At 48.6% G+C, this 12,492-nt stretch carries 9 protein-coding genes; 6 read left to right on the plus strand and 3 right to left on the minus strand.

The window, feature by feature from the left end:
- Window positions 1-161: 161 nt before the first annotated feature.
- From OS145_RS04840 to OS145_RS04850, 3 genes are all read left to right on the plus strand, one after another.
- Window positions 162-2,309, plus strand: coding sequence for a TonB-dependent receptor (locus OS145_RS04840; RefSeq protein ID WP_006955102.1), 2,148 nt, complete (start codon window positions 162-164; stop codon window positions 2,307-2,309).
- 79 nt (window positions 2,310-2,388) lie between these two features.
- Window positions 2,389-4,635, plus strand: coding sequence for a S9 family peptidase (locus OS145_RS04845; RefSeq protein WP_083773235.1), 2,247 nt, complete (start codon window positions 2,389-2,391; stop codon window positions 4,633-4,635).
- A 50-nt stretch (window positions 4,636-4,685) separates the two neighbouring features.
- Window positions 4,686-5,078, plus strand: a complete 393-nt coding sequence (locus OS145_RS04850) for an acyl-CoA thioesterase (protein ID WP_006955104.1) — start codon at window positions 4,686-4,688, stop codon at window positions 5,076-5,078.
- Window positions 5,079-5,144: 66 nt separating this feature from the next.
- On the opposite strand, the gene OS145_RS04855 is transcribed toward OS145_RS04850, so the two are convergent.
- Window positions 5,145-7,547, minus strand: a complete 2,403-nt coding sequence (locus OS145_RS04855; protein ID WP_006955105.1) for a zinc-dependent metalloprotease — start codon at window positions 7,545-7,547, stop codon at window positions 5,145-5,147.
- Window positions 7,548-7,566: 19 nt separating this feature from the next.
- On the minus strand, window positions 7,567-8,091 hold the full coding sequence (gene fldB, locus OS145_RS04860) for a flavodoxin FldB (RefSeq protein WP_207328202.1): 525 nt from the start codon (window positions 8,089-8,091) through the stop codon (window positions 7,567-7,569).
- Window positions 8,092-8,179: 88 nt separating this feature from the next.
- On the opposite strand from fldB, the gene OS145_RS04865 reads away from it, so the two are divergent.
- Entirely contained in the window at window positions 8,180-8,455 is a 276-nt protein-coding gene (locus OS145_RS04865) for a YfcL family protein (protein WP_006955107.1), read from the plus strand.
- Window position 8,456: 1 nt separating this feature from the next.
- Here OS145_RS04865 and mnmC read toward each other — a convergent pair whose 3' ends face one another.
- On the minus strand, window positions 8,457-10,274 hold the full coding sequence (gene mnmC / locus OS145_RS04870; protein WP_006955108.1) for a bifunctional tRNA (5-methylaminomethyl-2-thiouridine)(34)-methyltransferase MnmC2/FAD-dependent 5-carboxymethylaminomethyl-2-thiouridine(34) oxidoreductase MnmC1: 1,818 nt from the start codon (window positions 10,272-10,274) through the stop codon (window positions 8,457-8,459).
- 210 nt (window positions 10,275-10,484) lie between these two features.
- Here mnmC and fabB point away from each other — a divergent pair, with 210 nt between their 5' ends.
- Both fabB and OS145_RS04880 read left to right on the plus strand, forming a co-directional pair.
- Window positions 10,485-11,699: a beta-ketoacyl-ACP synthase I gene (fabB, locus tag OS145_RS04875; RefSeq protein WP_006955109.1), complete on the plus strand. Its 1,215-nt coding sequence runs from the start codon at window positions 10,485-10,487 to the stop codon at window positions 11,697-11,699.
- 6 nt (window positions 11,700-11,705) lie between these two features.
- Window positions 11,706-12,492, plus strand: a 787-nt coding sequence (locus OS145_RS04880; RefSeq protein WP_006955110.1) for a 4-phosphoerythronate dehydrogenase, incomplete at its 3' end; no start/stop codon positions are given.

Here is a 12,492-nt window from a genome sequence, read left to right on the forward strand (position 1 = left end):
TCTTCGTTGTTACATCAGCCACAGTGTACCCCACGTTATACAGAATCACTACCACGTCAACAAACAAGAGTGTTGCAAAACGTAAACCAGACATGTAATGTTATATTATCACATTAACCGGTTAGAGCTCTCCCTGAGTAACAATAAGAGTAGGTATAATTATGAAGTCGTTAAATGCAATCACCCTTGCTGTGTTAGCTGCTTTGCCAGCCAGTGCCCTCGCTCAAGCACAACAGCAATCGAAAGAAGATAGTCGCTCAAATAAGGTGGACGAAACTCTCGTGATCCAAGCGAGTCCGTTGAATAAGACACCGCTTGAAAGCGCTCAACCTGTGAATATTATTTCTGGTGACGAATTAAAACTTAAACAAGCACATAGTCTGGGTGAAACGCTCGCACTAGAGCCTGGTATTAATAACACGCATTTTGCCACCGTCGCTGGTAGTCCAATTATTCGGGGTCTCGGTGGACCGCGAGTGAAAGTGACACAGAATGGTTTGGATACCGGGGATGTATCTCGAGGTAGCCCCGATCATGCAGTAACGACCGAAACCAGCACCGCGGAACAAATTGAGGTCTTACGGGGGCCTGCGACTTTACTCTACGGTAGTGGTGCTATTGGTGGCGTGGTGAATGTAGTCGACGAACGTATCCCCTCGGCACCCGTCTATGGCCTTGAGGGCAGTGTTAATGTGAACTACGACAGTGTAAACAACGGCCGTGGCGGTTCATATGATATGACGGTGGGTAATGGCGACTGGGCGCTTTATGTCGATGCTCATCGCCGTTTGTCGGATAACTACGATACACCTGACTTTATCAATGATGAAGGCGAAGTATTAGACCACGTCGAAAATAGCTTTGTTGATTCGAAAGGCGGTACTGTAGGTGCTTCTTATCAGTTCGATAACGGTTATTTTGGTATCTCTTATCAAGGTCTTTATCAAGAATATGGAATTCCGGGCCATGAGCATCATCATCATGACGAAGCTGGGCAAGAAGAAGAGCCGGCGCACGCTGAGGCTGCAGGACCTTTTGCCGACTTAGAACAGAAACGTTGGCAAATTGCCGGTGAGCTCCGTGACCCCTTTAGCGGTTTCGAGGTGATTGAAATGCGCGCTGCGCTGACTGATTACCAACATAGCGAAATTGAGGGCGACACCGTAGGCACCCAATTTAAAAACCAACAAAAAGAAGTTCGACTGACCGCGCGTCATGCGCCTATTGCAGGCTGGAGTGGCGCTATTGGTTTTCAGTGGGACTCGGCCGATAAAACAGCGCGTGGTGAAGAAGCCTTTACGCCAGATGCCAAGCGTCGGAGCCAAGGTGTTTTCTGGGTGGTTGAGCGTGAAATAGACAATCATCATGTCGACTTGGGCATTCGCCAAGAGCGGACCGATCTGAGTAGCACCGAGCTGGCGCTTAATACGTTTAATGCCACCTCATTATCGGCGGGCTACATGTATCATATTGATGATGCAAGCTCATTTTCAGTGAATCTCTCTCATTCAGAGCGTGCGCCTAGCGCGACTGAGGTATTCTCCAACGGTGAACATTTCGCTACACGCACCTATGAACTGGGTACGCTTTACGAATTGCATGATGAAGGCAATGGTGAATACCATTTGCATCAAGAAAACACGGACATCAAACTCGAGACGTCCAACAATATTGATGTAGGTTATCACTTTGAAACAGACCGCGTTCACGTGCAAGCGAACGTCTTCTACAATCGTGTCGACGACTTTATTTACGAGCGTTTTACTGGAATTAACTCGACCGCGATTCACACCGATGAGCACCATGATGAGCATGCGGGCGAAGCCGACCATGATCATGCGCATGATGGCGATGGCTTGATGGTGGTGCAATTTTCTCAAGCCGATGTCAACCTCTACGGCTACGAGTTAGAGGCCGATTATCGATTAACGGATGCGTGGTCGGTCCATGGTTTCAGTGACTATACGCGTGCGGAATTGCGCGATGGTGGCGATTTGCCACGCATCCCCGCGCAACGTGTAGGTACTGAAGTGCGTTATCAAGCGACTCATTGGGACGGCGCGATTGGTTATACGCGTTATTTAACGCAGGATAAAATTGCCGCTAATGAGACAGAGACGGATGGTTTTGGTCTACTCAATGCACACGCGAGCTTTTATCCGAACTGGCTAGCACAATATGGTGCGACGGTTTATTTGAAGGGCGAGAATCTGACCAACCAATTGGGTCGTGTGCATAGTTCGTTCTTAAAAGATGATGCACCGATGGCAGGGCGTAACTTTAAAATTGGTGTGTCAGTGACCTTTTAACATTGTTTATTGAACGCATCGACTGAACATTACGCAGCATCTTTGGTATTCTCTCGCTGTTAAAAAAAACAGGGAACCCATGATGCTGCGTTTTTCATTATTATCAGCCAGTGTGATTCTGGCCTCAGTGGTGATGCAACCACAAGTTGAAAGCAAAGAACTATCTATTGAGCGAATTTTTAGCTCCCCATCACTTTCCGGCGACTCGATGCGAGCGCTGCGTTTCTCACCCGACGGTCAACGTTTGACCTACTTAAAAGGTCGTGCTGATGATGCCAGTCATTATGACCTTTGGTCTTACAATTTAGCCACCGAAAAGCATCAGCGTTTAGTGAATGCGGATGACGTGTTTGCCGGTGAGGAAGTCTTATCCGATGAGGAAAAGGCGCGTCGTGAACGCTTAAGGTTGAGTGGCTCCGGCATTGTGAGTTATCAGTGGTCAGCACAGTCCGATGCGTTGCTATTTCCGTTAGCCGGTGATGTTTATTACTATTCACTTGAAACTGGCAAGGCACGCCAAATTACTCATACCGAAGCGTTTGAAACCGACGCAAAGTTGTCGCCTCAAGGACATTATGTTTCTTATATCCGTGAGCAAAACCTGTATGTTTACTCTTTGGAAACGGGTACCGAACAGGCAATCACGCGCTCGGGCAAAGACACCATTAAATATGGTATGGCAGAGTTTGTCGCGCAAGAAGAAATCGATCGTATGACCGGATATTGGTGGTCACCGAACGAACGTAAAATTGCCTTAACACGGGTCGACGAGTCTCCCGTTGATATCGCGGTACGGAGTGAGATTTATGCTGATCACATTGATATGATCGAGCAGCGCTACCCGTTTGCTGGTACACCGAATGTTGATATTGACTTAGGTGTGGTGGATGTTGATTTCAGTGGTGCGGATAACCTTGAATCTGGAATCAAATGGCTTGGACTCGACGAATTAGGTGACGGCTACTTAGCACGTGTTAAATGGCTCAAAGACAGTCAACGTTTCAGTTATCAGTGGCAAAGTCGCGACCAGCAACGACTCGACCTGCATATGGTTGATGTGAATGATACGGCCGACAATGTGATTTTAACTGAAACGAGCGATAGCTGGGTTAATCTAAACGACGATCTCTATTTTCTTGATGACAACAAGCATTTTATTTGGGCATCAGAGCGCAGCGGTTACAAGCACCTTTACCTGTATCGTGTTGATGGTGGGTTGATTCGTCAATTAACCTCGGGGGACTGGCAGGTCGATGAACTTGCAGCCATTGATGAAAAAACCGGGGTGTTTTATTTTACTGGACGCGAGAAGTCACCGCTTGAGCTGCACTTGTATCGCAATCAGCTAAATACCACATCACCTGCAACGCCGAGTCGCATTACCGAGCAAGAGGGGATGCACCATATACAGTTTGCGGCCGACGGAAGCTCGTATGTGGATACTTTTGAGTCTTATAAACAGCCGCCGCAGATCAGTTTAAATGGTCCGACCGGTAAACGTCTGACTTGGCTAAAAGAAAACAAAATCGACGACCAACATCCGTTAAAGCCGTATTGGCGGGATTGGTTGTATCCCGAATTTGGGACCTTGGAAGCTGAAGATGGGCAAACACTCTATTACCAGCTCACCAAGCCTGCTAATTTTGATTCTAGCAAACAATACCCTGTCATGGTCTATGTTTACGGTGGACCGGGCGCTCAAGTCGTCACTAAAGGCTGGGGTAATTACTTAGTTCAATACATGGCTCAGCAAGGCTATGTCGTATTTAGTGTTGATAACCGAGGTTCGTTCAATCGGGGTAAGGCGTTTGAGGCACCGATCTATAAGAATATGGGGACGCCTGAAATCGCTGATCAAATTCGTGGTGTTGAGTTCTTACGCACGCTCGATTATGTCGATCCTGAACGTATCGGAATTCACGGTCACAGCTATGGTGGCTACATGACGTTAATGGCGATGTTTAAGGCGTCAGACTACTTTGCCGCCGGCGTTTCTGGTGCACCGGTAACCGATTGGCGCTTGTATGATACGCATTATACAGAGCGTTATATGGGGATGCCACAGCAGGGTGATGCGTATGAGAAAGCGTCGGTATTTCCTTATACGGACGGGTTAAGCGGTGACTTGATGATTTATCACGGTATGGCCGATGACAACGTGTTATTTACGCACAGTACGAAGCTCTATAAGCAGTTGCAGGATAATGCTCAGCCATTCCAAATGATGAATTACCCGGGTAAGAAGCACTCGCTTAATGGTAAGAATACGCGTATTCATCGTTACCAATTAATTGCCAACTTTTTTCAACAAACGTTGAAGCAATAATAGGTTATACTAGCGACTCTGAAACGAATTTAAACTGTTGAGGAGTCGCTATGCGCTTTTTATCTCGCCGTTTGGTCATGCCCAATGACCTCAATTTTGCAGGTTCTCTATTCGGTGGTCGTATCCTCGAGTGGATTGATGAAGAAGCCTATATTTTTGCGAGTTGCCAGCTTGGTGCTAAGAGTTTGGTGACCAAGCACATTGGCGCTATTACCTTCGAAACCTCAGCGTTTCAAGGCGATGTGGTTGAGTTTGGTTTACAGGTTAAGTCAGCCGGTCGTACTTCATTGAATATTACTTGTGTGGTTCGTAATAAGCATACTAAGCAAAATATTTGTACGGCTGATGATATTGTCTTTGTACACATTGATCCAGAGACCCGTCAACCGACGCCTCACGGCAAAACAAAAGAAGAGCTGGATGAATTTAACTTCGATAGTTAATAATGACTGAGTTTAAAAAACGGCGCATTTTCATGCGCCGTTTTTTTATGCTCATCCGTTTAGTGATTAAATTGGCGAACCAGGAGGCAGTGCCGCGGGCGCATAACCTGTAGGCCATTCTCCGTCGGTGAGGTAATTGTTGAGCTGTTCAGCAAGCGCTTCGACAACACTGTGACCTTTAAGCTTATTGGTGAGCCTTACGGTCGCTTTGCGTAACGCAAGGCGAACTTCGGGGGCGACAACTTCATCCTGCATGGTGTTCACGAGCGCATTAGCGGCGGTAACTAAGACACGTTGATTAACAGGATCCTCGGGTTGTGACTGCCAATCGTTAATCAATGTGCTGAACAGTTGATTGACCACCGCAACAGGTGATGGGACGTCAGAGTTCGAAGCATGTTGTTGACTCAGACGGTTAAGTCGTTCCGGATTTAAAATCAGTGACAAGCTAAAACCAGAGGCACTTGCAGCCATGCTTACCGGATCTGGAATGAGTCCTGTGCGCCCCTCAAAGCGCTCACGGTTGTCCTGGTGGCCATAAGCGAGCGGAACGAGTAATTGCTGAATGTGCTTCGGAACGCGAACTGTGCCAGCACGTGTCGTCTCGATAAGCAGATTCAGAGCACGTTTCTGTGATGCAGGACTCACCGCGGCAAAATCGTTAGGCGTATGGTCATTGATATAGTATCGATAATTGACTCCCCCTAACCATTTAGCCGCAGCTTCAGTTTGGTAGCGATGGAGTAAGTAAATAGGAACAAATACTTCTTGCAAGTCGCTGAGCGCCTCAGTCGCGGGGAGTTGGTGTTGACCAAACTGAGCAAGTACTTGCTTACGTACATTGAGGATCCGCTCGAGTTCAGTGACTGTATCACTGCCATTATCCCATAAATGAGCGGTAGGATGTGCGCCGCCAGTAGGGCGAGCGTCGCGGTCAGAGATAAACGTTAAGCCTAAGGATTGATTCTCTTTGAGAATTCGGTCGAGTTGCTCGCGCTCACTGGGCATGCCACCAAAATCGCTGTAACCATAGGCGATGACTTGCTTATCCCACTCGCCAATACCTGTATCATAAGCATCATTGAGACTGATTACGCCCTCGGTTGTCAGCGTAACAAGCGGGTGAGGGTAGTCCATTACAGACGCGCGATTTTCAGTGCTCGCGGCAAAATTATGGGCAATGCCGAGAGTGTGTCCGACTTCGTGGGCGCTTAATTGGCGAATACGTGCCAGTGCCATTTGCTCGATTTTTTCTTTTAGTTGTTCGCTATTTTCTTTATTGAAAGGACCTATTAGCCCTTCAGCGATTTTCATATCTTGACGCACACGTAACGAACCGAGCGTTACATGGCCTTTGATAATTTCGCCGGTGCGCGGATCGATAACCGATGAACCATAAGACCAACCGCGGGTCGCACGGTGGACCCACTGAATCACATTATAACGGACATCCATAGGATCTGCGTCGGCCGGTAACATTTTCACTTGAAACGCATTTTCATAGCCGGCCGCAGCAAATGCTTGCGCCCACCATGACGCGCCCTCAAGTAAGGCAGACTTAACGGGTTCTGGCGCCCCGGGGTCAAGGTAGTATGTGATGGGCTGTTGTGCCTCACTGCTCGAAGCAATGGGATCTTTTTTTGCTAGACGGTGGCGTGGGATAACGCGCTGAACAATGGGCTCACCTAAGGGCGCTGAATAGTCGTAATAGGTTTGCGCCCAAAAGCCACTGTTGGGCGAAAATTGACGAGGACGATAGTTATCATCCGGTAAACGAATAAACGAGTGGTGCAAATGTAAAGTGAGCGCATCAGCATTGGGTAAAATGGCATTAACGTAGCGTCCCTTGCCCTTGCCGACGAATGTCACCGTTGCCTCGAACTCGGTATTGTCCGGGAAGCTTTTAGTCCGAGCGGGATAAACAACTGAGCGGTCATTATCGATGCTGTATTGGCCTTGCCCCGTCTGTTGCAAGCGCTCACTCACACCATGAACATCGGTCATTAGAAAGGGTGTGTAATCAACGAGCACACCGCTCTCGTTTGCGGCAACCACATTAAAGCCAAACAGTGTGCTATCGGCGAATGCCTGTTGGACACTGGCGTGTTCGGCTGGATTTTTATCGTCGGCACGATATTGCGTATTTTCGGCAACCAGCAAAACCCGTTGACCTTGCACGGTAAAATGGGCAAGTTGTGTTTGTCCTAGCTGCCCTCGATCTAGGCCGACATCATTTGAACCGAGCCCCCAAGGTAAACTGGTCTGGAAGATAAATGAACCTTGGTTGCTGGGCACATACAAATAGTATTTACCGCGATTGGTATCATGATAGAAATCAAAAAAGCCCTCGGCTTTTTGCATTGATTGTGTGAACTCAGCAACACGGGGCATCGGTTCAGGCGCTGCGATTACAAGGCTGGTTTGCAGCAGCGCAATACTAATCCATACAACGCGAATTAAGTTTCGCATGTTGGCTTCCTTCTTGTTGTTATAGTTGTTCAGCTATTTCTTCGAGAATTTGTGTTGTCCATTGCTCGATGCGCTCTTCAGATAAGTCGTACTGAGTGTCCTCGTCAAGTGATAATCCGACGAAGTACTGCTGATCCTCGGTGAGCGCCTTAGACGCAGCAAATTCATAACCTTGGTTCGGCCAAAAGCCGATGCGCTTACAGTCTTTATCGGCAATGGCGTCGTGCAACATGCCGAGTGCATCCTGAAACCAATCAGTATAGCCTTGCTGGTCGCCCATGCCATAAAGAGCAACGATTTTGCCTTGTAAGTTGAGCGGCGTAATATCGTCCCAATGACTTTCCCAGTCTTCTTGAAGCTCGCCAAAGTCCCATGTCGATATACCCAAAATGAGGATATCAAACTGTTCAGCTTCTTTTAGCGGCGTGTCTTTAATATCAAATATCGAGACAATGTCTTCGCCAATGGCTTGCTGAATTTTTTCAGCGGCAATTTCGGTATAGCAGGTAGTTGAGCCATAAAACAGGCCGATTTGCAACGACATAACAACCTCGTTGGATAGTTTCGATGGGTGCATTGTAGCAAAAACCTCGTTAAAATAACGTCTCAGTAATATGAAAAAAGGTGATTAGATGTCGTTTAATGCGGTTATTGAGCAGTTAGAAAGTGTCTTCGATCAGGTTTACGTTGATGGTTCCGATGATGAGTTGTTTGCGAGCGGTTATCTCCGTGGCCATTTTGACCTAGTCGTTGCCCGCATGGAAATGAACGACGAAACGGATGCCCAAGCGATCATTCCCAACCTTAAAGCGGCGGTCGAGCAGGCAAAGCATGAACTTGCACCGGCCGACCAAACGCATGTGAATAACTTAGTTGAACAGCTCGACATCGTGGTTCGTAGCGTTTAACTCACTTAATCAGACGTTGTGGTTGCAAGCGCGATCGCGCGTCTTTGGTTAACGGAACCACACCGCCACTGAGTTGCTCGGCTAACAACTCTGCTAAGATGGGTGCTGCGGTTAAACCGCGTGAGCCAAGTCCGCTCAACAGCATAAGACCCGTGTCTAGGGCACCGGCTGCGGGCATGTGATCGGGTGTCGTGGCTCTTATACTGACACGATGCCCTGTGACCTCAAGGTGTTGGCTCCAAGTTTGCTGAGCGCAACGCGCAAGCGAATCGCAGTTCGCTGTATCGGCCTCGACTGAAGCATTTAGGTCGGTTTGGCCACGTTCAAAGGTCGCACCGATACAGTGTTCGCCATTTTGTGCCGGTACCATGTAACCCTTGTAGCAAAGCACCGTGTTCAATGCTTCTGTTTCCGCGGTCGCCCGAATAGTCGAGATCTGACCTTTTACGGGTATCATCTTCAGATTGGACTCAAAGAGTGTCGCTGAGGCGTGGCCGCATGCGATCACGACGCGCGCTGCCGAGTAACGGGCGCGAGTACCGACCAGTGTCCAGGCTAGTGTGGGGCTGTCTAAGTTACTTGGAAAAATGCGTTCAACGGTGTCGGTCATCCAGTCGGAATCCGACTCGTTGAACATGGCCCGAACCAGTTTTGATGGATTTAACCAGCCAGCATTAGGATAGTGTAAACTCGGTTGCTCGATGGGGAGTTGAGCAAGCGTCGAACTCTGCTCGCTGGCGAGCGCCGTGACCGTCGCGGACGAATAATCGCATGCGGTAATTTTCTCGATCCTATCGATGCGGCTGGCATTAAATGCCGGTTGAATCACACCAGAAACGAACCAATAGCGATCACGCCAAGGTGTGTAATAACTGATTGCGGTCGAGCTGGCTTGCAAATAGAACCGAGTTAACGGTGTGAGTTCAGCGTGCAGCAGCGGATAAACTGCGCCTTGAGGGTTACCCGATGCGCCGTCGGCTAAGCCCTGACTTATGACACGACAGGGGATTTGCCGTTGATGTAAAGCGCGCGCTAAGCAAGCGCTGGCAATGCCCCCACCGACCAAGGTCACGGGTGCACGACAGCGGCTACTTTTTACTATCTGACCCGGGAAGTGACCGCATAACATTTCGCGTTTACGACCAAAGCCTTTGACTTTATTGACCTGGAAACCGGCTTCATTAAGCCCGCGCTTAACCAAGCCCGCTGCGGTAAATGTCGCAAAAGTGGTATCTCGATGCGCCGAATTTGCCATGGTGTTGAATAGCGCCGACTGCCACATCGCTGGATTTTTTGCCGGCGCAAAGCCGTCGAGAAACCAAGCATCGACTCGATGAGCCAGACTTGTCTGCCACTCGGCTAGGGTTTCGATAATATCGCCAATCCACAAATCCAACACAACCCGCCCTTGATCAAAAACTAGACGGTGACAACCCGGTTCTGTTGCGGGATATTGTTCGAGTAAGGGTTCGACCACAGCAGCGACCGCGGGTAGTGTGGCTAATGCTTGTGCTAGCTGAGACTTGGAAAGAGGGTACTTTTCAACGCTGATAAAGTGTAAGCGTGTACAGGACCGAGCATGTTGACGATAGTTGAGCCATGTGAGCAAAAAGTTTAGCCCTGTCCCAAAGCCCGTTTCTGTCACAACAAAGTCATACTGAGCTGGCAAGCTGACCCAACGTTCGGGTAAACCATTGTGCTTAAGAAAAACGTATTGGCTTTCGTCAATACCGCTGTCTATAGAGAAATAGATATCATCAAATGTTTGTGAGATGGGCACGCCCGACTCGTTAAAATCGATTTTTGCATGATTTGACATGCTGAACACCATGAATTCTTGCGCAATGCTCGCTATAATAACAACTTTGTAAACAATAGTTGATGATTTTGTACTTGATGGTAAGACAACAGGCGGGGTAAAGAGAAAAAATTTTATACAAAGCAGACCACCTGTTGACCCGTTGTTCGTTACCATACAACATAAGAAAATTTTTAATTTATCGGCCCATCGCCAATACAGGAACAAGTAATGAGAAGAGCTGTGATTACCGGACTCGGTATTGTATCGAGTATCGGAACCAATCAAAAAGAAGTCCTTGAATCGCTACGTACCGGTAAGTCGGGCATAGAGCGTTCTGAATCCTTTGCTGAAATGGGGTTGCGTTGCCAAGTTTGGGGCCCGGTTCGGTTAGACGTCAAAGACCATATTGATCGTAAAGCCTTACGCTTCATGGGTGACTCAGCGGCCTATGCGTATATTGCGATGCAACAAGCGATTGAAGACGCTGGCTTAAGCGAAGAGGAAGTATCTAATCCGCGTACTGGTCTCGTAGTGGGTTCAGGCGGAGCGTCAGGTGAACATCAAGTGGCGGCTGCTGATATTCTTCGCGAGCGTGGTGTTAAGCGTGTAGGACCCTACATGGTTCCGCGATGCATGGCATCAACCACATCCGCTTGTTTGGCAACGCCATTTAAGATTAAAGGCATTAATTACTCAATTAGTTCTGCGTGTGCAACATCGGCACACTGCATTGGTCATGCATTAGAACTAATTCAATTTGGCAAGCAAGATCGCGTATTTGCTGGCGGTGGTGAAGAGTTGCACTGGACGCTCGGTATGGAATTTGACGCGATGGGCGCTCTAAGCACCAAATACAATGATACGCCAGAAAAAGCATCGCGTACCTATGACCGCGATCGTGATGGCTTTGTCCCTGCAGGTGGCGGCGGCATTTTGGTCATTGAAGAACTTGAGGCTGCGAAGGCTCGCGGTGCAACAATCTATGCCGAGATCGTTGGCTATGGTGCGACATCTGATGGCTACGATATGGTAGCGCCGTCGGGTGAAGGCGCAATTCGCTGCATGAAGATGGCGATGGAAACCGTTGACACGCCAATCGACTACTTAAACACGCACGGTACTAGTACGCCCGTGGGTGATGTTAAGGAATTAGAGGCGATTCGTGAGGTGTTCCCGGAGAAGACGCCATTTATCAGCGCAACTAAAGCAATGACAGGTCACGCGTTAGGGGCCGCAGGTGTACACGAGGCAATCTACTCGTTATTGATGATGAAAAATGGCTTTGTGACGCCGAGTATCAATATTGATAACTTAGATGAGGCTGCTGAGGGTATGAACATCGTGCGCGAACCCACGGAAGCTAAGTTACGCACTGTGATGTCTAACAGCTTTGGTTTTGGTGGCACCAATGCATCATTGGTACTGCGCGAATATCAAGACTAAGTTATTTTGAATCGGTCTAAACGTATTCACATCGTTGCCGACCAAAATATTCCTGCGTTGCCTGAGTTGTTAGGCAACGTAGGTCACCTCACATGTTATGTTGGTCGAACGCCCCCTCCCGAGCTACTCGAAACGGCCGACGCGTTGTTGGTTCGGTCAATTACGCAAGTCGACGCGGCGTTATTAAAGCAAGCGCCACAACTAAAATTTGTTGCGACGGCAACCATCGGTAAAGAACATTTAGCTATTGATGCGCTTGATGCGCGTGCGATTCAGTGGGCCAATGCACCGGGTTGCAATGCAGACTCCGTCGGTGAGTATGTGCTTACGGCGGTGCTTAAGGTACTGCAACAGCAACACCGGCTCGACGAGGTATTGGATTTGGACGTCGCTATTGTCGGAGCGGGCCATACCGGCACGGCTGCCGGTCAACGCTTAGCGGCGTTGGGCATGAACGTGCATTACTATGATCCGCCGCTCGCAGAACAAGGTGATAGCCGAGCTCATTCACATTGGCAGCGGGTGCTGACTTCGGACATTATTAGTTTACACGTGCCGTTAACGCGTAAGGGGTTGTACCCAACGCATCATCTCATTGATATTGAAGCGCTCCAGTCATTGCACTCTGGTCAACTACTCATTAATGCGTGTCGAGGTGCCGTGATCGATAACCATGCGGTTATTGCGCGGTGCGAGCAAGGCGAATGCCCGACATTGGTGTTTGATGTATTTGAGGGTGAGCCTGAGATTAACAAGGCTATTTTACCTTACCTTGCCATTGCGACGCCGCATA

The organism is Idiomarina baltica OS145 (assembly GCF_000152885.1).
In the GTDB taxonomy this organism is placed as follows: Bacteria; Pseudomonadota; Gammaproteobacteria; order Enterobacterales; family Alteromonadaceae; genus Idiomarina; species Idiomarina baltica.